This window comes from Bifidobacterium sp. UTBIF-68, from assembly GCF_006408855.1.
GTDB classification, from domain to species: Bacteria; Actinomycetota; Actinomycetes; order Actinomycetales; family Bifidobacteriaceae; genus Bifidobacterium; species Bifidobacterium reuteri.
On sequence record NZ_JFAN01000014.1, the window covers coordinates 104,971 to 125,483 of the forward strand.

Consider the following 20,513-nt stretch of genomic DNA (forward strand, 5'->3'; position numbering starts at 1 on the left):
GGACAGCCGGCAAGGAGAGACAACCATGTTCCGCAAGCCATGGATGCAGCGAATCCGCACGATCGTCGCCGAAGGCGATACGGGCGGAAACCCCGAGAGCACCGCCGAACAGGCGGGAGAAGCCCCCAAGGACGAGCGGACGCGCACGTTCACCCAAGACGAGGTGAACGAGCTCGTCGAACGCCGTCTGGCACGGGAGCGGGCCAAGCAGGGCGACATCGCCGAACTGCGCCGCAAGGCGAAGCTCTACGACGAAGCCGAGGAGGCCAACAAGACCGAGACGCAGAAACTCACCGAGCAGAACCAGAAGCAGGCCGAACGCATCGCGCAGCTCGAACACGGCAAGCTCGTGTCCGACGCATGCATCGCGCACGGCATCCCCGCCGAATACGCCGACCTCGTGACCGGCACGGACGAGGAGACCGTCAACGCATCCGCCGAAAAGGTCGCCAAGCTCCTCGGAGGCACGGCGAAGCCCGCCGGCGAGACGCCGAACGCAACCGTGCCGAGCGAAGGCATGCGTCCTGCGGCCACCGGCAGCAAGACCATCCATGAGCTCATCGCCTCAGCCGAAAAGAACGGTGACACCGCCAAGGCCATCGCCCTCAAGAGCATGCTGCTCGCCGACAAGCACTAACCAAACGATCCGAAAGGAACCATCATGCCCGGAATCACCGGCCAAGGAACCACATACAACCTGCCCAACTACGTGGGCGAACTGTTCGCCGTCAGCCGCGAGGACACCCCGCTGCTGTCCGCCATCGGCGGCCTGACCGGCGGCCGATCCACCACCGCCACCCTCTTCGAATGGCAGGGCTACGACCTGCGAGACCCCGACGCCAACCGCCAGCGCCTCGAAGGCTCGGACGCGCCCGAAGGCGAGGCCCGCGTGCGCTTCCACGCCAACAACGTGGTCGAAATCCATCAGGAAAGCGTGGAGATCAGCTATACGAAGCAGGGGGCCACCGGCAACCGCGCGACCGACGGCATGCCCGTCGTCACCGTCGGCGGCACCGTCATCCCGGCCGACGAGCTCGGCTGGCAGATCACCCAGCAGCTCAAGCAGATCGCCCGAGACGTCGAAGCCTCGTTCATCTCCGGCACCTACCAGAACCCGACCGACAACACCAAGCCGCGCAAGACGCGCGGCCTGATCGAGGCGATCACCACCAACTCGCGCAGCACCGACCACACCGCCGAACAGCTCACCGCCGACGACGTGCTCGACCTCGCCCAGCTCGCATGGGACAACGGCGGCATCCGAGAGACCGAGACCCGCACCATCGTGGTCAACTCCACGCTCAAACGAGCGCTCACGCGCGCGTTCGTCACCGACCGCAACTACCGCGAGGAGACCCGCAACGTGGGCGGCGTCAGCCTCCAGACCATCGAGACCGACTTCGGCCGGTTCAACATCATGCTCGACCCCTACGTGCCCAAGGACAAGCTGCTCGTCCTCAGCCTCGAAGAGCTCGCGCCCCGATTCCTCGAAATCCCCGGCAAGGGCCACTTCTTCGCCGAACCGCTCGCCAAGACCGGCGCATCCGACAAGGTGCAGCTCTACGGCGAGATCGGCCTCGAATACGGCAACGAGAAGGCGCACGCCATCCTCACCGTGGGAGCCAACGCGCCCGCCACCAAGGTCACAGGCATCACCTTCGACAAGAAGACCATGGCGGTCAAGAAGGGGGCGACCAACTCCGTCAAGGCGAGCATCAGCCCGCTCGAAGCGACCGACAAGACCGTCGCATGGGCGTCCAGCGCCGCCGCGACCGCCACCGTCAAGGCCGACCCGAACGACCCGCTCACCGGCATCGTCACCGGCGTCGCCGCAGGCAACGCCAACGTGACCGCCACCACCGCAGACGGCGCGAAGGTCGCCACCGTCGCCGTCACCGTGAGCGCGTGACCATGAACGGCGACGACGAAACGGAAGACGAGCCGTTCGCCACCGTCGCCGACCTCGAAGACCGCTGGGACGGACGCACGTTCACCGGCACCGCCAAGGAGAAGCACGTCCGCACCCTCCTTGAGGACGCCAGCGACCTGATCCGCTCCTATCCCGGCCACAAGAGGGCCACACGGGCCACGCTGCGCCGCATCTGCTGCGCCGTGGCCCGACGCACCCTCGAAAACGAGGAAAGCGACCTCAGCAGCAACGTCACCAACATGAGCGAGACCGTCGGCCCGGTGTCGCAAAGCTACACGTTCGGGAACGCGGGCGCGGACATGCGCCTATGGCCCAGCGAGGAGAAACAGCTCGGCGTCGGCCGCCAGCAGGCGTGGAGCTACGACCCGTTCGGGGGAGCCAAGCCATGAAACGCATCCAAGGCGTCGAAATCATGCTCACCCGCCGAGAACTCTACTCGCTGCCCGACGAGATGAACGAACAGACGCCCATCGACCCGCCGGCCGAGACCATCGCCGACGTGATCGTCACGGACGGCGGCCAAGCCAACGCCGGCGAGACGGAACGGCCGCTCGGCGTGGACACCGCCAGAACCATCTACCTGCCACGCGCATGGGAATGGCGAAGCCTCAAAGGTGCGACCGTCACCATCGACGGAACCCGCTACCGGGTGGTCGGCGACCCCCACCCCGTCCGCACCAATCTCACACCGACCCGCCACTGGCCCGTCGCCGTCCAAGTCAGCACACAGGAGGCCTAAGCATGGCGAAGACCCGCGTCAAACTCGACTACAAAGCCTTCCGCATCTACCGGCGAGACCCGACCGTCAAAGCCGCGCTCGACGAACAGTCGCAGGCATGGGCCGCCCGCGCCAACGCGGCGAGGCAACGACGCGACGCCGAATACGACGCCGTGCCGGCCGCCAACACCGACAAAGGAAGCATCGCGCTCGTCCGCACCGGCAACATCCAAGCCCGCCGCGACAACGCAGAAAACAACACCCTCCTCCGCACCATGTAGGAGCCGCCATGCCCAGCATCGCCAGCACCGTCATCCAATGGATCAACCAACACCCCCCAGACGGATACGCGGCCTACGGCAGCACACCGGACCCACGCCCCGAACGGTACATCACCGTCCAGCGCTCCGGCGGCGTCAGAGACCGGTACAAGGACGACGCCATGCTCATCGTCCAAGTCCACGCCCCGACCCGCTCACAGGCCGCCGACACGGCCGAACAGGTCGCCGACCTGCTGCTCGACATGTGGCAGCTCCCAGAGATCGCCGACATCGAGATACACAGCATCGCCGACATGACCCTCAACGGCCCGCCGATCGATCACCGCCACCAGATCACCGCCGAAATCACCACAACCACCTAAGGAACCCCTCATGGCAACAACCAAGAACAACAAGAAAAACGTCAGCCTCGGCAAACCGATGGTCGCCGGCGTCGCCTACCGCGCACCCGCCGGCACCGCACTGCCCACCGACGCCACCACCCAGCTCGCGGCCGCATACGAATGCGTCGGCTTCCTCGGCGAGGACGGCATCACCAACGCCACCGACACCGACAACACCACCGTCAACGACATGGGCGGCGTACAGGTCATCAACGAGATCAGCAGCTACGCCGAAACCTACCAGTTCATCATGATCGAAACCCGCACCGAAAGCCTCAAGGCCCGATACGGCGACGACAACGTGACCGCCACCGGGGACGAAGGAGCACAGACCATCACCGTGCTCCACGCCATGCCCGACGGCGAATCCTGCGTCTGGGTGTTCGAAATCCTCATGACCGGCAACCGCGTCAAACGCATCATCCTGCCCGACGCGACCCTCAGCGAAGTCGGAGACATCACCTACTCCAGCACCGAAGTCATCGGATACGACGTCACCTACAACGCCAACCCCTCCGACCAGATCGACGGAGCCACCAGCAAGGAGATCATCGCACCCCTCTCCAAAGCCGCCACCAAGGCGCTCAAGGCCGCGCTCGCCAGCGCGGCCTGACCGGCACCGGGCCGGCCCGTGACGGCCGGCCCCCCACTACGAGCATAAGGACACCATCATGACGGCAGCCACGCCTCAGGATCACAAGCAGCCCAAGGACACGCCACGCAAGGTCGAGGTCATGGGCGTCACCATGACCATCTCCCCGGCCATCTTCGACGACCTCGACATGGTCGAAAACCTCTACGACCTCCAGCACGCCGACGAGAACGAGGAGGGAGGCTTCGCGATCGTCCCGTTCCTGCGCAAGCTGTGCGGCAAGGACTACACGGACGTGAAGAACGCGCTGCGCGACGACAGCGGGCGAATCCCGTTCGAGAAGGTCGGCGAATTCGTCCAGCAGCTCCTCGGACAACTCAACCCAAACTCCTGACGCTCGTGGGAATGATGGAGGCCGCGCCCGACGCCCTGAGGGCAGACCTCCAACGTTTCTACGGGCTCGACTTGGACGAACTCGGACACACGGTGAGGGTGCGGCGCGCCGCCGACCTCGCCGCGAACCTGCCCGACGACGCCCTCATATGGGGGCGCATCGACGAACGCGCCACATGGGGCACCGTCAGGCATCTGCTCGCCACCATCGCCGACAACACCGGCTTCATCGCATGGACGAAGACCAAGGCAGCCAAACAGGGCGAATGGCGCGGGGCGATCGAACGCCCCGGATACGCGCGCAGCGGCAACGTGCAGAAACTCAACCCCGACGACATGCTGCGCATCCTGCGCATGCCACGCACCTGAACCGAACGGAGGAACCATGGTCGCCCTTGCCCACGCATACGTGCAGATAGTCCCCTCCATGAGCGGCGTCGGCAAAGCCATACAGGACGCCTTCGGCTCAGCCGGCGACGCAGGCGGCGCGCAGGCAGGCAAGGGCTTCGCATCCGGCCTGCTCGCCAAGGGCGGCATCGTCGGGGCCGCCGCAGCGGTCACGTCCAAGGCGATGGGCGTCATCTCATCCAGCATCGGCGGCGCGGTCAGCCGAGTGGACACCATGAACTCGTTCCCGAAGGTCATGCAGAACCTCGGCTACTCCAGCGCCGACGCGGCCAAACAGGTGCAAAAGATGAGCGACAGGCTTCAAGGCCTTCCCACGTCACTGGATTCCATGACCGGCATGGTGCAGCAGCTCGCCCCCATCACCAGCTCGCTGGACGAGGCCACCAACATCAGCCTCGCCTTCAACGACGCGCTGCTCGCCGGAGGCAAAAGCACCGTGCTCCAAGCCAACGCCATGGAGCAGTACAACCAGATGCTCGCCAACGGCAAACCGGACCTGACCGCATGGCGAAGCGTCATGGCCGCCATGCCCGGCCAGCTCAACCAGCTCGCGCAGGCCCTCGTCGGCCCCACGGCCAACAGCATGGACCTGTACGAGGCCATGAAGGACGGGCAGATCACCTTCGACCAGTTCAACGACGCGCTCCTGAGCCTCGACAAGGAGGGCGTCAACGGATTCGCGAGCTTCCAGCAGCAGGCCAAGGACTCCACCAACGGCATCGCCACCAGCTTCGCGAACCTCCAGACCCGCGTCAAGAACAACGTCGCCAAGGTCATCGACGTCATAGGCGGCGAGAACATCGCCAATGCCGTCAACACGTTCTCCAGCAGCTTCAACATGATCGGCGACGCTGCGGCCGGGGTGGTGGGCTACGTCAAGGAATGGCTGGGACAGCTGTACGGCAAGTTGCAGGACAACGGCGCGCTCCAGTCGTTCAAGGCCGCATGGGACAACATCGTCAACGTCATCAAGCAGGTCGTCAACCTCGTCATCGACTGGCTCAAGCTCATCCCGCCCGACGGTGCCGCCGCCGCCATCAAGACCGTCGCCGACGTGCTCAAGACGCTTTCGGACATCCTGCCCGGACTCATGCCGTTCATCGTCGCGTTCGGCACCGCGTTCGCCACGTGGAAGACAGTCAACGCGACCGTCACCGGCGTCACCAAAGGCATCGACGCATTCAAGACCGCCCTAGGCGCAGCCAAGGCCCTCGGCCTTGAATTCTCCACCGTGGTCACCGCAGCAGGCGGCCCGCTCAAGGCCCTGTGGGCCCTGTTCATGGCGAACCCCATCGCCATCGTCATCACGCTCGTCGCCGCGCTCGTCGCCGGCTTCGTCTGGTTCTTCACCCAGACCGAGACCGGGCGCAAGGCATGGGCCGCGTTCACCTCATGGCTGTCCGAGACATGGACCGCGCTCGTGGAGGGCGCGAAGGCATTGTGGAACGGGCTCGGCGAATTCTTCGCCAACCTATGGGCCACGATCACAGGCGGCGTCCGATCCGCGTGGGACGGCATCGGCGACTTCCTCACCGGCCTATGGGCGACGATCAGCGGCGGCGTCACCTCGGCATGGAACGCGATCACCACGTTCCTGACCGGCGTCTGGACCGGCATCAGCACGACCGTGACCACGATCTTCAACGGGATACGCGACTTCATCGTCAACGTGTTCACCGTCATCGGCGCGCTCATCGTCGCACCCTTGCAGGCGATCCAGAACGGCATCAACACCGTGTTCGGCTGGATACTCTCGTTCATCACCCAGCAGATGAACAGCACGAACACCGTGTGGAGCACCATCTGGACGGCGATCTACAACGTCGTCAACACGATCTTCACGCTTATCAGGGGCTACATCTCGACCGTGGTGAATGCGATCCGCACCGTCATCGTCGTGTTCCTCAGCCTCCTCAAGGGAGACTGGCAGGGCGCATGGGACGCGATCAAATCGTTCTTCACGACCACATGGGACGGCATCAAATCGTTCCTGACCACCATCCTCGACGGCATCAAAAGCATCTGGACGAGCGTATGGACGGCCGTAAGCCAGTTCTTCACGACCATATGGAACGGGATCGTCTCGTTCCTCACGCCAATCATCAGCGGCATTCGCAACACGATCAGCAGCGTGCTCAACGCGATCAAGAGCGTGTGGACGAACATCTGGAACGCGGTCAAATCGGTCGCCTCCACCATATGGAACGCGATCAGCGGCGTGGTGTCCACGTACATCAACAACGTGCGCAACACCGTCTCGACCGTACTCAACGCGATCAGCAACGTGTGGACGAGCGTATGGAACCGTGTCAGCTCGTTCCTCGGCGGCATCTGGAACGGGATCACGTCGGCCGTGTCCAACGGCATCCAGAACGTGAGCAACACCGTCGGCCGCATCAGGGACACGGTGCTGGGGGCGGTGTCGAACGCCGGATCATGGCTGTACGACGCGGGCCGCGACATCATCCAAGGCCTCATCAACGGCATCGGCGGCGCGTTCCAATGGGTCAGGAACACCATCAGCAACCTCGGCAGCAGCCTCGTCGGCTGGGCCAAGAACGTGCTCGGCATCCACAGCCCGTCGCGCATCTTCCGCGACGAGGTCGGCAAATGGATACCCGCCGGCATGGCCCAAGGCATCGACAAGGCCAGCGGCCTTGTCGAGGACAGCATCGACAGCCTCACCGGCATGGTGCCCACCGTCAGCCTCAAGACCGACATGAGCCGGCTCGAAACCCCGCTCGCATACCAGAACACCGTCGGCGGGGGACGGGTCAGTTACACGATGGACGACCGGTCGGCCGAGTATGCGACCAAGCAGGACATCATCGACGCGATCGATCAGGCACTCGCTGCCGGGATCACGCTCAACCTATCCGACCGTGGCGGCGAGGTCATGGCCGGCAAGCTCGCCAAGCCCATGAGCTACGAACTCAACTCGCTCGCCATGCGAGGCCGATAACCAAGAGAGGGGAGAGGCATCATGCTCTACCAGAGGCGCATGCGCCTGCCGCGCATCGAAGACCCCACGCTCAACGGCGTCCCGCTGGAGCGCATGATGCTCTCCCTGTCCTCCGACGGCGTGACCGTCGAGGCCGCCGAACCTGCGGTGAGCGTACAGGACATGCCCGGCCGCGACGGCCAAATCGATCTGACCCTCACCGATGCGACCGGTGCCGCGTACATGGGCAACCGCACCATCACGCTCGGGCTGTACGCGATCGGCGGCGAGGACGACATACTCGCCGCCAAAACCTGGCTCGCCGCACTGGCCGGCACGGTGGTCACGCTCGCATGGCGGGGCCTGCCCGGAGCATACCGTGGCCGCATGAGCCTCGGCGCATGGCAGGACAAATGGGCCGGCCGTCATCAGATCGCCACCCTCGTCACCATGAGCATCGACGCGGCCCCCTGCCTCATCGGCCGAGACCGCACCGCCACGCTCAAGGCGGGCGCGAACACGATCCACGTCAAAGGCAACCGGCCATGCTGGCCCACATGGACACTCGCCCCCGCCGCGAACGCCAAGACCGTCAGCATACAGGACGCGCACGGCCACCAGCTCGCCATCGCAGGCACCACCGCCATCACCGGCCGCATCACCATCGAAACCGACCCGGACAGGCGCGAGCTGCGCGTCAACGGCAACCTTATGACCCCCACCCTCGAATCCGACTACTTCCCCCTGCTGACGGGCGTGAACACCCTCACCCTCACCGGCTGCACCGGCACCCTCACCTACCAGCCGCTCACCCTCATCTAGGAGACACAACCCATGCGATACATGATCTTCGACCGCTGGGGCAACCCGCTCGGCGACCTCCCATACGCCATCAAAGCGATCCGCACCCGCGCCACCGACGGCACCGACACACTGGACATCACCACCATCGGCGAGATCAACAAGGACGAACGCATCGCATTCAAAGACTCGATGGGCCGATGGGCGGAATACCTCTGCCAATCCACCCAAACCACCCGCGCCAACGGCATGCCCGTCACCGTCGCCTACTGCGCGAGCAGCATCGCGGAACTGTCCCGCACGTACATCGAGGACAAACGCAACCGCAGTGCGAACGCCAAGGCATGCCTCGCCAAAGCACTGGAAGGCACCCGCTGGACCGTCGGCACCGTACAGACCGGCACCACCACCAGCACCGCCGACCTCAGCTTCTACCACTGCACCGTCCTCGACGCCATCCAAAGCATCACCGAAACCTACGGGCTCGAAACCCTCGTCGAATACCAGCCCGACCCCACCGGCAACCGGATCGGCCAACGCATCATCCACCTGCTCGAACACCGAGGCTCCACCGACAGCACGAAACGCTTCGAATACGGCAAAGACCTCACCCAAATCAAACGCGACATCAACAGCGACGACGTCGCCACCCGACTCTACGGCTGGGGCAAAGGCATCGAACAAACCAACGACCAAGGCGAAACCACCGGCGGATACAGCCGCAAAATCAGCTTCGCCGACATCAACAACGGCAAACCCTACGTCCAAGACGACACCGCGCTCGCCAACTGGGGCATCCTTGGCGCAGACGGCACCAAACGGCACAGCGAAGCCGCCATCGACTTTCCCGACTGCGAGGACCCCAAGGAACTCCTCGCCCTCACCAAGGCAGCGCTCAAAACACGCACCACGCCGGTCGTGAGCTATACCGCAGACGTGGCCGCCCTCGGCCAAGCCGGCTACGACACGGAAGGCGTGGACGTCGGCGACAGCGTGCAGATCATCGACACCAGCTTCACCACCCCGCTCAGACTCGAAGGCCGCGTCCTCCAAATCGAGGAAGACCTCGCCGGCAGCCTCACCGACACCAAGATCACCCTCGGCAACATCCGCCAAACCTACACGCAGCGCATGGCCGCCCAACAGCAAGCCTTGGACAAGCTCGTCTCCAACAGCGGCGCATGGAACAGCGCAGCCGGCAGCACAGGCCCATACATGCGCGACCTGATCGACCGCATCAACCAGATCATGAACGCCACCGGCGGATACACCTACCTCAAACCCGGCCAAGGCATCTACGTCTACGACAAACCAGAAGACCAGAACCCCACCCAATGCATCCACATCGGCGGCGGCTTCTGGCGCATCGCCGACTCAAAAAAACCAAACGGAGACTGGGACTTCCGCAGCCTCGCCAACGGCAAAGGCATCTTCGCCGACACCATCTTCACCGGCCGCCTCTCCGACGCCGCAAACCTCAACTACTGGGACATGGACACCGGAGAATTCAGCCTATCCGCCCGCAGCACCGTCGGCGGCAACAAGGCCGGCACCCTCGCCACCCAGACACAAGCCCAGAAACTCGCCACCGACGCCCAGACCGCCGCCAAGGCATATGCCGACATCGTGGGAGCCAACACGCTCACCAGCGCCAAAAACGACGCGACCGGCAAAGCCAGCACGGCACTGTCCAACGCGAAGGCCTACGCGGAAACGATCATGGCCTACGGGTCGAACCTCGTGCGCAACCCCAACGGCAACCCAGACCACGACCTCGACAAACTCGGAACGTCCAAGCTCACGAAGACCATGCCGGCCGCGCACCCGGAAGGCATCACGACTGCGATCCACCTCGCCGGCAATCGCGACACGAACTTCGGCTGGCCCCTCGACACGTTCCGCAACCACACGTTCCGCCTCTCGGGGTGGGCGTACCGCAAAGCAGGCAACGTCACCAGCAGCTTCGGCATCTACTGGACGGACACCAGCAACGGCAACCATTGGCAGACCATCGCCAAAGTCGCGGCAACCGCCAGCGGATGGACATACGTGTCCGGCAGTTACACGGTGCCGGCGAACGCGAAAACGGCCCGCCTGTGGATGCAGGTAGACCGTGAAACAACCACCACACCGGAACCCGACTGGTACTGGACCGGACTGCAATGCACCGACGAAACCGCCGCACGCAGCTACGTGGACACCTTCGAAGGAGAACTCACCCAAACCTATGTCTTCAACCGACTCACCAACAACGGACAGACCCAAGGCATCTACCTCAGCAACGGCCTGCTCTACCTCAACGCCACCTACCTGAAAACCGGCATCATCACCGGCAAACGCTCATACTGGAACCTCGACACCGGCAAATTCGTCATGACCGACGCCAACGGCAACGAAACCGTCCACCTCGACGGCGACGGCTCCACCAACACGCTCACCGGGACCTTCCAAACCGCCCGAACCGGCAACCGGCTGCAAATCAGCCCGAGTTTCACCCAGACAGAAATCTCAGGCACGGACTCATTCGAGGGCGCAGGCATCCAGTTCTACCACGGCACGACCTCCTACCGGCATCCATACATCGCCATCGAATCAACCTCAAAAGAGGAAGGGGAAATCAGCTCAATCACATTCAACAGTGGACACCGCGTAAAAAACGATCCGGGTTCGTTCGCACGAATCGGCGAGAGAAAAGCCTCCGACAACACCACCAAAACAGCGGTCGTCACCCTCGCCGCGAATCAGGACTACGACGCCCCCGACTCGAACAAGACAGGAGCCTTGCTGGAACTATGGTCGCCAAAAAAAGGAAACACCACCGCCACCCTCTCCGCGAGAAACCCCGACGGCTCCGTCGGCATCCAAGCCGACATCAACTCCGGCTACCTGTACCTCGGCGGCTTCCTTGGCAGCTTCTCCGCCGGACGCGGCACATTCCAATGCGCATGGTGGGAAAACCAAAGCATAGCCGCTCAAAAATACTCCCAGTACACCTTCACCTCGGCCAACCCTGCCAAATACGGCTCATACAAGGCGCTCGCAACCGTCGATCATCGACAGGACGACTCCGCCCTGTTCATAACCACCGTATCCGACTGCAAGGCAAGCGGATGGCTCGTCTGGATATACACGCCACCGGAGCGTGTCGTCACGGAAGTGAAGGCGAACTGGAACTACAACACCAGCACCGGCGTCGTCTCCAACCTGTCCATCAGCTCACCGTATGCGTACCTGTTCCAAGGAACGAAGAACTACTACCTAGCCACAATCGGATTCCTCAAAAAATAGGAGAAACCACATGCGGATCACCACCGTCAACAACCAGCCCGTCCTATTCATCGACCGGCCTCTAACCGCCACCGCCCCGCCGCCGGCCACGGTCGCCGAAGGCATGGTCACGAGCCCCGTCGCCCCCTCAGCCACTGACATGTGCCACGATGCCATCCCCCTCGCTGCGATCGCATCATGGAAAACCCTCCTCGGCATCGACAGCGACACCGAGTCCGTCGCCGCCATCCTCCACGTCCGCGACCACGGCGAACCGGACCCAGACCCGGAAACCGGCGAAAACGCATGGACAAGCGCCTACAACGCCGTCGAGAACACCCTCAACGACCAAACCACGGCCAAACTCGCCGACGCCACGACCGTAGACGGCCAGCTCACCGCCGGACGCAACAAAACACGCAGCCTGCTCGGCCTGCCACTGCTACCCGACACCACAACCCCGGCAAGACTCGCCGACGATACCCCGACGGCAATCACCTTGCCGGACGGAATCGCCACGGACGAACTCGCCACACTGCTCGCCGACCACACCACCGAAATCACAGCCGCGACAGACCGATTCATCACCTCGCTCACACGCACCAACGAAAGGGAACAATGATGAACGACGATAAGAACCTCTACCCGGCCATGGTCGGCAAACTACGCGACATGCTCGCAGACAGCAACATACAAATCGCCGCCCTGCAAGTCCAAATCGACGCCCTCGCCAAGGAAAACCAACAACTCAAAAACCAGCTAGAGAAGGACGACGAACATGGCAACGCTTGACAGCTTCCGCGAAGCCGCCGGCGAACCAATCCGACTCGACCTCGCCAACGGATACATCGCAGACATCCGCCTCAACAGCGGCGACATCAACGGCCGCACCATCACCGTCGCCCTCACCGACAACGGCACACCCATCACCACAACCACCGGAATCACCGCAGCGCTCGCCTACAACACCAGTCCCGGCGGCGACCTCGGCGACCGCGTGACCATGACCGCCGTCAACGGCGCGCCGACGGCCACGTTCCGCGCCGCCGTGCCACGCAAGGCTCTGCTCAAGCCCGGCCGCATCCTCTTGGGCATCGAGATCAGCAAGGACGGCAACAAGACCTGTTCGAGAAACTTCTACGGCCTCGTGGAACGCGCCGTGTTCGACGGCACGTCACCCGACGTGGACGACAAGCTCGGCCGCATCGAACAGCTCATCCTCGACGCCGAGAAAGCCACCGGCAGCGCCAACACGGCCGCAGGCAAAGCCACGACCGCAGCCAACGCGGCGAACACGGCAGCATCCGCCGCCGACACCGCCACCGGAAAGGCCAACACCGCCACGACCGCAGCGAACACGGCAGCCAACGCGGCGAACACGGCGGCGACCAAGGCGAACAACGCGGCGAGCTCAGCCACCACCGCAGCATCCAACGCCAACGACAAAGCCACAACGGCACAGACAGCCGCCAACGCGGCCAACACCGCCGCCGGCAAGGCCAACGACGCCGCAGCCAAGGCCACAAGCGCCGCCGGAGACGCGAGGGACGCGGCCGAAGCCGCGCGCACCAGCGTCATCGAATACGCGCAGCTCTCCGAGGACTGCAAGGCAAAGATCGCCGCCAGCGCGGCGGCGGGCGTCGCGTTCGCCACCCAAGACGAGATCGACGCCCAGTACGAGACGGTGATCGAACCGGTGCTCGGTGGCGACGCCAACACACCGCTCACGCAGGACGACATCGACTGGGCGCTCTCCATCATCAACCAGTAGGAAGGAACCAAACACATGGCGAACACGCAGAAGGTCATGACCTTGGAGGACACCGCCAAGCTCATCGCCAAGGTACACGCCAACGCCAGCGGCGGGGCCAGATTCGAATACGACACCGCCAAAGGCGAATACGGGAACATCGCCGCCTACATGGCCGCCCACACGGACGGCAAGGTGTACGGCGTGAAATTCCCCAAATACACCTACAGCAACACGCCAACGGGAGTGAAGACCCGCGACAACGCCAATCTGACCGTCGAGATCAGCACCAATGACAAGGCCGGCCGCGACGACTACACCGCGCTGCCCGCCTTCCGCGTCTGGGACGTGAACGCCACCGTGGATGACGACGGCGTGCCGCATGTCACCGCCATCGACGGACTCGACAGCCGCTTCAAACGCGACGGTTCGAACGGCGACGTGTACGTCATGACATGCCCCGGCTACTACAAGCTCGAAAGCAGCGGCACGCACAACGAATTCCTCTACAGCGACACCCAGTATGACGGATACACGCCGCTGCCCGGCGTGCTGCTGCCCGACGGGTCGAAGCGCCCCTGCCTGCTGTTCGCAAAATACGCCGCATCCCTCGACTCCCAGCAGCGCCCCCTGTCCATCAGTGGAGTGGAGATCGACCGCGAATTCGGATCACAGAACCGCGCCATCGACTACGCCCTCAAAAAAGGCAAGGGATACGCCGGTCTCTGCGCCGGCGACGCGCTCTATGTCCAGCTCATGCTCATGCTCAAATACGCCACCAAGAACAGCGACGTATTGGGCGGCTTCTGGAACTACAACAACCAGACCGCCGTCACGACGGCAGAAACCAACGCCAAACGGGTCGTCATCGCCGCCAGCGCCGCCGCCAACTACGACATCGGCAGCACCATCAACGTCGGCACCGACAAGGAACGCAACAACGCCGCCAACTACTCGGCCGCACGAGCCAGAACCATCCTGAGCAAAACCAGCATCGACAGCACCCACACCGCACTCAACATCGACGGTGACCCCATCACCACGACCACCGCATGCTTCGTCAGCACCATGCCGTGGAAGACCGGAGCCACCGACAAGCTCCTCGGCATCGACGGCCGGCCCGCCGCTGCCAACCCGGCCCGCCAGCCGGTACGCCTTCAGGGCATCGAGCTGTTCAACGGCATCTATGAAACCGAGGCCGACCTCATCGTCAACGCCGTCAAGGACTCGGACGACGCCGGCCGCGTCGAACTCTACCGCGTCTTCGACACCGCCAAGGCGTCCAAGACCTCGACGTCCAGCTACACCAAGATCGGCGAATATCCCGCCCGCACCAAGGCCACGGACAATTCATGGCGGTACGCCGAGGACTTCAGTCTGTCCAACGGCGTACTGATTCCGACCGGCATCGGCGCGAACAGCACCACCGGCCTGTGCGACGGCACCTACGCCAACCCGATCGCATCCCAAGGGCTCCGTCAGGTGCGGCGCTTCGGCGGCCTCGGGAGCGGGGATGCCTGCGGCGCTTTCGCCGTGATCCTCTCGAACGGCCTCGCGTATCGCTGGTGGACCGTCGGGGGCCGCCTGTCTGCGCTCGGTCGCACGAAGGCGTAGCCGGCGTGCGATGGGGGTGAAGCGCAGCGAGGGGGGCGAAAGCCCCCTTATGACGTTTCGCAAGACATTGGGATTTGTGGCGGTACGCCTCCGACGTTCAGGCGCGTGGTGCGGCGCTTCGGCAACCTCAGGAACGGGGATGCCTGCGGCGCTTTCGCCGTGAACCTCTCGAACGACCTCGCGAATCGCAGGTGGAACATCGGGGGCCGCATATCAGGAACCTGTCAAACGCACATCGCATTACGTCACAACTACCCTCCGTGCCAGCCAACGAGAGGGCAAGCCACGGCCCGGCCGAAAATCAAACCGAGCACCCGGCCAGTAGACGAACCCCACCGGCACCGTCGAACACCGGCATAGTCCAGATAGGAACGGCTCTGAAAACCTACTGCAAGCACACCCACTGCGCGACACCCACGTTCGTCCGCCAAGCCATAGACCACTACCTCAAGGGCAAACGATCACGACGGGACGTCACCCGCTTCCTCGACTCCCACCCGGACCTAGACCTCCTCGCCAGCCAGATCAGCGACGAAATCCGCGAAGGACGCTACCGCGACACCCGCATCATGTACTTCAACCGCATCGAACCGATCAGCAACAAACACCGCGTCATCGGCCGCGAAACGGTCAGACATCAGATATACGACCACATCGCCGTCATGGCCCTCCAACCGCTGCTCGACGCGAAAGTCGGCCGATGGCAGACCGCCAGCATCACCAATCGCGGCACCATCGACGCACGCCGCGCGATCAAACGATGGACACGCGAACGCAGTGCGAAATGGTTCGCCAAGCTCGACGTGCGCAAATACTACCCAAGCATCGACCGACCGACACTGAAGGCGATGCTCGCCCGCGACGTCGGCGACCCGATCCTGCTGCGCCTCGTCTGCCACCTCATCGACCAATACCAAGGCGACAACGGCCTCAACATCGGCTCATACCTGAGCCAATGGCTCGCCAACTACTACCTGAGCCGCGCCTACCACTGGATCGAATCAGAGGCCATGACCATCGAACGCACCAGCCGACGCACCGGCGAGATCACCCGCCGCCGACTCATCACCCACCAACTGTGGTACATGGACGACCTGCTGCTCATCGGCACCTCGAAACGAGACCTCAAGATCGTCGCCCGACGCATCGTCCGCTATCTCAAGGACACCCTCAAGCTCGACGTGCACCCCGAATGGAACTGCAAACGGCTCGACCGCGAACCCATCGACATGGTCGGCTACACGTTCCGCCCACACGGGCGCGTCAACATCCGCAGCGGCGTGTTCCTCCGCGCCCGCAGAACGTTCAACAGGGCCCGCCGACGGCCCATGACCACGTTCCTCGCCCGACGCTGCTGCTCCTACTACGGATACCTGCGCAACAGCGACAGCATCCGATACCGGCGACACCACCGCATCGACCACACCATGCGCCGCGCCCGCCGGCACCTATCCACCCAAAACAGGAAGGCAACCCCATGCTCCAAACCGTATCCAGCACGGAACCCCTCGAAGAAATCAGCTACTACCCTCGCGGCGACGGCCTCGCAGACATCCGAATCCGCCGCAACATGACGACCGTCAGCCACGACGCCGGCGACGGCCAGACCGCATGGACGGAATACACAGCCGACGAAGCCTACACCGTGCGAGACCTCACCCAGCAGGAAGCCATCGAACAGGCCGACAGCATCTGGCTCGACTGCCTGCAAGCCTCCAAGACCGACAGCCAGCGCCTTAGCGAACTCGAAGCGTCAAGCCTCGATCAGGACGAAGCACTGGCCGAAATCTACCAGCTCCTCGCGGGAGGTGAAGCATGAGCAAAGCCATGATCCGCGTCTACGCGCGCCTCGTCATCGCCGGCCGCAAGACCATCGACGACGTACCCGAAACCGGCCGCGAAGCCGTCAAGGCGTACATCGATGCACTGGGCGAGGGGAGCGGCGAGTGAACCCGATCGCCCAAAGCCTCATCGTCTGGGCCATAACAGGGCTGCTCGGCGCGGCCGGCGGCTACGCGACCGCATGGCTCCGCCTGCGCAAACGCCACGACGGCGCGATGGACGTCGGCGTGCGCGTCCTGCTCCTGTGCGAACTCGAACGCCAACAGCGCGAACTCGTCGCCGCCGGAGCGACAGCCGACAACGAAAGCAAGGCCCGAGCCCAGACCATCTACGACGCCTACCACCAACTCGGCGGCAACGGACACGGAACACAAGTCAACAACGACATCCAATCCATGCCCATAACCCGCAGAAAACCACAAGCCTAGCCCCACCATCCGGCGGGGCTATTTTCATGCCCACCCACAGGAAGGAACAGAATGGGCAAACTCACCAAGAACAAAAGCCGACCGGCCAAGACGCTGCTCGCCATGCTCGTCGCCATGCTGCTCGCGCTCGCGCCGGCGACCGCGATGGCCGACATGGTCGGCATCGACGTGTCCGGCTGGCAGGCCGCGAACGTCACCTGCACCGCGCAGTACGACTTCGCCGTCGTCAAGGTGTCCCAAGGCGTCGGCTTCGAGAACCCAAGCTGGCGCACGCAGGCCAAATGCGTGAACGACCGGGGCAAGAGCCTCGGCCTCTACCACTACGCCGGCGGCAACAACGCCACGGCGGAGGCCGACTACTTCGTCGGCAAGGCGAGGGACTACATCGGCAAGGCCGTGCTCGTGCTCGACTGGGAGTCCTACCAGAACGCCCAGTGGGGCAACAGCGGCTGGGTGCGTGAATTCGTGCAGCGCATCCACACGCTCACCGGAGTGTGGCCGATGGTGTACGTGCAGGCCAGCGCGCTCAACCAGATACCCAGCGACGTCAAGGCCAACTGCGGCCTATGGGTCGCCCAGTACGCCAGCAACGCGCCGACCGGCTACCAGAGCCGCCCGTGGAACTATGCGATCTACGGCGAGGCCATGCGCCAGTACACCAGCAACGGGTGGATCAGCGGCTACAACGGCCCGCTCGACCTCAACTACTTCCGAGGCGACGCATCCCAGTGGCAGGCCTACGCCAACCCCGCAGGCAAGACACAGACCATCACCCCGCCGCAGACCGAAAAGCCCCCGACCCAGACCGTCGATCTACAGGCCCTCGCCGAAGCCACCATCCGAGGCGACTACGGCAACGGCCAGCAGCGGCGTGACGCGCTCGGCGCGAACTACGCCGCCGTCATGGCGATCGTCAACCAGCGCCTCACCGGCACCACGGCCGGCCAGACGCCGCAGGCCAACACGACCCGCGTGACCGTGCGCAGCGGCGACACCATGAGCGCGATCGCCACCCGCACCGGCCTATGGCCGCTGTCCAAGTGGAGCGTGCCCAGCGGCAACATCAACCGCATCTGGCCCGGTCAGGTCGTCACCTACAACGGCGGCGGCAGCATCGCCACCGGCAGCAACGCGCCCCCGAGCCGCACCGTGACCGTGCGCAGCGGCGACACCCTCAGCGGTATCGCGGCGCGCCTCGGCATCAGCTACACGCAGATCAGCGGCTACCGCAGCGGCAACCCCAACGTGATCTACCCCGGCGAAGTGCTGCGCTACTAGTGGGCCAGCTCGACCCGCTAGTGGGAACCCGAACCCTACCTAGGAACCTTGAACCCTCAGCCGGCCAAGGTTCCTAGGTACACCCAAGAGAATCGAGACAATATGACCGAAAACATCGAACCCAAGACCGACGTGCCCGACTGGCTGCTACCCGACCGCGTCTATGATGTGCTCAAATGGGTCGCGCTGATCATACTGCCAGCGCTCGCCACGCTCGTGCAGACGCTCGGCCCCGTATGGGGCTGGACATGGGCAGACCCGGCCGCCACCACCATCAGCGCCGTCGCCCTGACCATCGGCGTCATCATCGGCGCAAGCGCCCTCAAGGCCCGAGCCGCCAAGACCGAATGACATGAAAAGCCCCCTACCCTCACCGCAGTTCGCGGCAGGGTCGGGGGCTTTTCTTTGTTTGAGTGGTCAGGCCATTGCGGGCTGTGTCTGGTTGGCCGTCAGGTAGGCGACGAGCGCTTTGCGGATCAGCGCGCTCTTGCCGATGTGCTCCTTGGCGGCCTGTGCGCGTACCTGTTCGTCCATGTCGGCCGTCAGGTATGCTTTGTAGAGCACGTCGGCCTTGGCGCGGGGCTTCTCGGCGAGTGGGCGGCCGGCGAAGATGTCGTCGAGGTCGTCCATCGTCAATTCACGGGTCACTTTGATGGCCGGGCCGATCTGGGTCACGGCGTCGTCCGCAGCGTACTGGTCGCTGATCTCGTTCCAATCGACTGCATCGCTCATAGTTGCGTCTCCTTGTTGTTCTCGTGTTCGTCAAAGTAATGCTGCCATTGAGGGCGCACGCATTCCATTGCATGGAATACCTTGCGGCTCCTCATGGAGATGAAAATCTCGCTGCGTTTCTCCTCGAACTCGTCGGGGTAGCCGAGCAGTGCCACGACCCTGTCGCCCGGCACACGCGAGGCGATGGGGATGCGCTCGATCGAATGCCGGAAGATGTAATCGATCTGTGCTCGGGTGTACCAGTGTTTGTATGCTGATTCTTCGCATTCGATCATGTCTAATACAGTACCATAATTTAGTACTACAATCAAATCAGGAAGTCGGAACACAGCGAACCTCCTAGGCGGCGAGTCGTGTGGCGGCGACGGCGGCGCGCAGCCGGTCATCGGGCATGGCGATATAACGCTGCGTGGTTTCGACCGAGGCGTGCCCCAAGAGCTTTGACACCAAGAGCAGGTCGTGCGTGGCCGCGTATGTAGTCGTCGCGTACCGGTGGCGCAGGCTGTGCGCCGTCCATCCGTCGCCGAGCAGATCGGACAGATGCCGTCCCACATAGGACGATTCGACATGCCCTCTCCAGCGGCCGGGGAAGCAGTGGCCGTGCGCCGAGCGGATCAGCAACGCCAGATCGTCGTCGATCGGCACGATGCGCTGCTTGTCGCCCTTGCCGACGACCACGAGGCTCCAGCCGACGAGGTCTCGCATCACGTCCCGGCTGTGCACCTTGGCGATCTCGAACCGTCTCAGCCCGCACTCGGCACCGAGGCGAAGCATGAGCCGTTCGCCATCGGTCGCGTTGCGCAAGGCTTTGAGGATCACCGCGTCAGGGCATGGGCGCGGATGCGGCTCGGGACGTTTGACGGTGGGCAGGAAGACGCTGGGGTCCGATTCGATGCGTCCTGTCGTGTGCATCCACCGGAAATAGCTGACGCAGGCGTTCTTCGCGCCCTTGCGGGTCTCTGGCCGCCAGTCCTTTGCGGCGAAGTGGGTCAGCAGGTCGTCGCCCTCGACGTCCCTCGGGTCGCCCTCAAGCGCCCGTGAGAGCGCGGACATCTGGCATCGGCGCGTGCCGATCGTGTTGGGGGAGTAGCCCGCCGCCTTCAGGGAGCCGAGCCATAGATCGATTGATTCAGCCCAGAGCGGGCTTGGATATTG

25 protein-coding genes are annotated in these 20,513 nt (G+C 63.9%); 22 read left to right on the forward strand and 3 right to left on the reverse strand.

All coding sequences use genetic code 11. The features are described from left to right. Window positions 1-25: 25 nt before the first annotated feature. The 22 genes from BW14_RS11905 (at window position 26) to BW14_RS05030 (ending at window position 18,977) form a co-directional block, all read left to right on the forward strand. Entirely contained in the window at window positions 26-637 is a 612-nt protein-coding gene (locus tag BW14_RS11905) for a DUF4355 domain-containing protein (RefSeq protein ID WP_181162294.1), read from the forward strand. A gap of 24 nt (window positions 638-661) precedes the next feature. Then, entirely contained in the window at window positions 662-1,909 is a 1,248-nt protein-coding gene (locus BW14_RS04940) for a DUF5309 family protein (protein ID WP_181162295.1), read from the forward strand. Next, window positions 1,906-2,319 carry a hypothetical protein gene (locus BW14_RS04950; protein ID WP_140489360.1) on the forward strand — a complete coding sequence of 138 codons (414 nt, stop codon included), beginning with the start codon at window positions 1,906-1,908 and terminating at the stop codon, window positions 2,317-2,319. Before BW14_RS04940 ends, BW14_RS04950 begins: the two co-directional genes overlap by 4 nt. Further along, window positions 2,316-2,669: a hypothetical protein gene (locus tag BW14_RS04955; protein ID WP_140489361.1), complete on the forward strand. Its 354-nt coding sequence runs from the start codon at window positions 2,316-2,318 to the stop codon at window positions 2,667-2,669. Before BW14_RS04950 ends, BW14_RS04955 begins: the two co-directional genes overlap by 4 nt. A 2-nt stretch (window positions 2,670-2,671) precedes the next feature. Continuing rightward, window positions 2,672-2,929: a hypothetical protein gene (locus tag BW14_RS04960; RefSeq protein WP_140489362.1), complete on the forward strand. Its 258-nt coding sequence runs from the start codon at window positions 2,672-2,674 to the stop codon at window positions 2,927-2,929. 8 nt (window positions 2,930-2,937) lie between these two features. Next, the gene (locus BW14_RS04965; protein WP_140489363.1) at window positions 2,938-3,291 is read left to right on the forward strand and encodes a DUF3168 domain-containing protein; all 354 of its coding nucleotides are present in this window, start codon (window positions 2,938-2,940) and stop codon (window positions 3,289-3,291) included. 10 nt (window positions 3,292-3,301) lie between these two features. Then, the gene (locus BW14_RS04970) at window positions 3,302-3,925 is read left to right on the forward strand and encodes a hypothetical protein (protein WP_140489365.1); all 624 of its coding nucleotides are present in this window, start codon (window positions 3,302-3,304) and stop codon (window positions 3,923-3,925) included. A 58-nt stretch (window positions 3,926-3,983) separates the two neighbouring features. Further along, window positions 3,984-4,298, forward strand: coding sequence for a hypothetical protein (locus BW14_RS04975; RefSeq protein WP_140489366.1), 315 nt, complete (start codon window positions 3,984-3,986; stop codon window positions 4,296-4,298). Window positions 4,299-4,309: 11 nt separating this feature from the next. Then, window positions 4,310-4,666, forward strand: a complete 357-nt coding sequence (locus BW14_RS04980) for a DUF5361 domain-containing protein (protein ID WP_140489367.1) — start codon at window positions 4,310-4,312, stop codon at window positions 4,664-4,666. Window positions 4,667-4,682: 16 nt separating this feature from the next. Next, window positions 4,683-7,667: a tape measure protein gene (locus BW14_RS04985; protein WP_140489368.1), complete on the forward strand. Its 2,985-nt coding sequence runs from the start codon at window positions 4,683-4,685 to the stop codon at window positions 7,665-7,667. A gap of 21 nt (window positions 7,668-7,688) precedes the next feature. Then, window positions 7,689-8,468: a 3-hydroxy-3-methylglutaryl CoA synthase gene (locus tag BW14_RS04990; RefSeq protein ID WP_140489369.1), complete on the forward strand. Its 780-nt coding sequence runs from the start codon at window positions 7,689-7,691 to the stop codon at window positions 8,466-8,468. A 21-nt stretch (window positions 8,469-8,489) separates the two neighbouring features. Then, window positions 8,490-11,735 carry a phage tail spike protein gene (locus BW14_RS04995; protein ID WP_140489403.1) on the forward strand — a complete coding sequence of 1,082 codons (3,246 nt, stop codon included), beginning with the start codon at window positions 8,490-8,492 and terminating at the stop codon, window positions 11,733-11,735. Window positions 11,736-11,745: 10 nt separating this feature from the next. Beyond that, a complete protein-coding gene (locus BW14_RS05000) occupies window positions 11,746-12,336 on the forward strand; it encodes a transcriptional regulator (RefSeq protein WP_140489371.1) in 591 nt (196 codons plus the stop codon). Next, window positions 12,336-12,506 (forward strand): hypothetical protein, encoded by a 171-nt coding sequence (locus BW14_RS11910; protein ID WP_181162296.1) that lies wholly within the window; start codon window positions 12,336-12,338, stop codon window positions 12,504-12,506. Before BW14_RS05000 ends, BW14_RS11910 begins: the two co-directional genes overlap by 1 nt. Next, window positions 12,493-13,485, forward strand: coding sequence for a hypothetical protein (locus tag BW14_RS05005; RefSeq protein ID WP_258186048.1), 993 nt, complete (start codon window positions 12,493-12,495; stop codon window positions 13,483-13,485). Before BW14_RS11910 ends, BW14_RS05005 begins: the two co-directional genes overlap by 14 nt. A gap of 15 nt (window positions 13,486-13,500) precedes the next feature. Beyond that, window positions 13,501-15,078 (forward strand): hypothetical protein, encoded by a 1,578-nt coding sequence (locus BW14_RS05010; protein ID WP_140489372.1) that lies wholly within the window; start codon window positions 13,501-13,503, stop codon window positions 15,076-15,078. Between the two features lie 260 nt (window positions 15,079-15,338). Continuing rightward, window positions 15,339-16,652: an RNA-directed DNA polymerase gene (locus BW14_RS05015; RefSeq protein WP_258186049.1), complete on the forward strand. Its 1,314-nt coding sequence runs from the start codon at window positions 15,339-15,341 to the stop codon at window positions 16,650-16,652. Next, window positions 16,649-16,897: a hypothetical protein gene (locus BW14_RS11915; protein WP_181162300.1), complete on the forward strand. Its 249-nt coding sequence runs from the start codon at window positions 16,649-16,651 to the stop codon at window positions 16,895-16,897. The genes BW14_RS05015 and BW14_RS11915 overlap by 4 nt, the downstream gene beginning before the upstream one ends. Then, on the forward strand, window positions 16,894-17,028 hold the full coding sequence (locus tag BW14_RS12235) for a CD1375 family protein (protein WP_258186050.1): 135 nt from the start codon (window positions 16,894-16,896) through the stop codon (window positions 17,026-17,028). Before BW14_RS11915 ends, BW14_RS12235 begins: the two co-directional genes overlap by 4 nt. Then, on the forward strand, window positions 17,025-17,348 hold the full coding sequence (locus BW14_RS05020; protein WP_140489405.1) for a hypothetical protein: 324 nt from the start codon (window positions 17,025-17,027) through the stop codon (window positions 17,346-17,348). The genes BW14_RS12235 and BW14_RS05020 overlap by 4 nt, the downstream gene beginning before the upstream one ends. 51 nt (window positions 17,349-17,399) lie before the next feature. Continuing rightward, complete coding sequence (locus tag BW14_RS05025; RefSeq protein ID WP_140489375.1) at window positions 17,400-18,626, forward strand: GH25 family lysozyme; 1,227 nt, start codon at window positions 17,400-17,402, stop codon at window positions 18,624-18,626. 102 nt (window positions 18,627-18,728) lie between these two features. Further along, window positions 18,729-18,977: a phage holin gene (locus tag BW14_RS05030; protein WP_140489378.1), complete on the forward strand. Its 249-nt coding sequence runs from the start codon at window positions 18,729-18,731 to the stop codon at window positions 18,975-18,977. A 66-nt stretch (window positions 18,978-19,043) separates the two neighbouring features. Here the strand turns inward: BW14_RS05030 and BW14_RS05035 are convergent, their stop codons facing one another. The 3 genes from BW14_RS05035 to BW14_RS05045 all read right to left on the reverse strand — a co-directional run. Beyond that, window positions 19,044-19,358, reverse strand: coding sequence for a hypothetical protein (locus tag BW14_RS05035; RefSeq protein WP_140489381.1), 315 nt, complete (start codon window positions 19,356-19,358; stop codon window positions 19,044-19,046). Further along, window positions 19,355-19,633, reverse strand: coding sequence for a hypothetical protein (locus BW14_RS05040; RefSeq protein WP_140489383.1), 279 nt, complete (start codon window positions 19,631-19,633; stop codon window positions 19,355-19,357). The genes BW14_RS05035 and BW14_RS05040 overlap by 4 nt, the downstream gene beginning before the upstream one ends. A gap of 64 nt (window positions 19,634-19,697) precedes the next feature. Next, window positions 19,698-20,513: site-specific integrase (locus BW14_RS05045; protein ID WP_258186051.1), on the reverse strand; the 816-nt coding region annotated here is incomplete at its 5' end.